At 51.3% G+C, this 532-nt stretch carries 2 protein-coding genes; both read right to left on the bottom strand.

What is annotated here, in order from left to right; genetic code table 11:
- On the bottom strand, positions 1-328 hold a 328-nt coding region (locus NE664_13150; protein MCQ4727579.1), incomplete at its 3' end, for an L-serine ammonia-lyase, iron-sulfur-dependent, subunit alpha.
- Positions 329-377: 49 nt separating this feature from the next.
- Positions 378-532, bottom strand: a 155-nt coding sequence (locus NE664_13145) for an L-serine ammonia-lyase, iron-sulfur-dependent, subunit beta (GenBank protein ID MCQ4727578.1), incomplete at its 5' end; no start/stop codon positions are given.

Raw genomic sequence — 532 nt, 5'->3', positions numbered from 1 at the left:
CCTCCAGAACGGCCATGGCGTAAGTGATTGCACGGCTCATGACAGTGCCGCAGACAGCCTTTCCATTTTCTCTGCGGGCAGACAGCTTCCTGGCCTCCCCGCCGATCAGGCCGCCCATGGATTTCCCCGGTTTTTCAATCGGCTCGTATGCGGAAGAACGCATAATTTCCAGCACGCGCCGCATACGATCATCCGCCTCTTCGGCTGTCGTCTCTCCCTGATCACATTCTCTCTCCCGCATAACAGCTGATATCGGGCACTGGTTCTCGCTGCATAATTCCAGAAGCTCTCTGGCATTTTTAAAATCCATCATTTCTCTTCTCCTCATTCGTACCGCCCGGTGCCTTCCGGCATCAGTACACGGGCGGCCCTGTTACTTACGACTGTACGATCATTACATCATGTACATGTATGTTTTCTCTCAGTGTTTCAGTTATATTCCCGGGCAGGCGGTTATCAGATTCAACAATGGTATAAGCGGTATGCCCCTTTGCTTCACGAAAAATTCTCATAAAAGCAATGTTGACGCTGC

Source organism: Anaerotignum faecicola, from assembly GCA_024460105.1.
In the GTDB taxonomy this organism is placed as follows: Bacteria; Bacillota; Clostridia; order Lachnospirales; family Anaerotignaceae; genus JANFXS01.
This window is presented reverse-complemented; position numbering and strand designations above follow the sequence as displayed.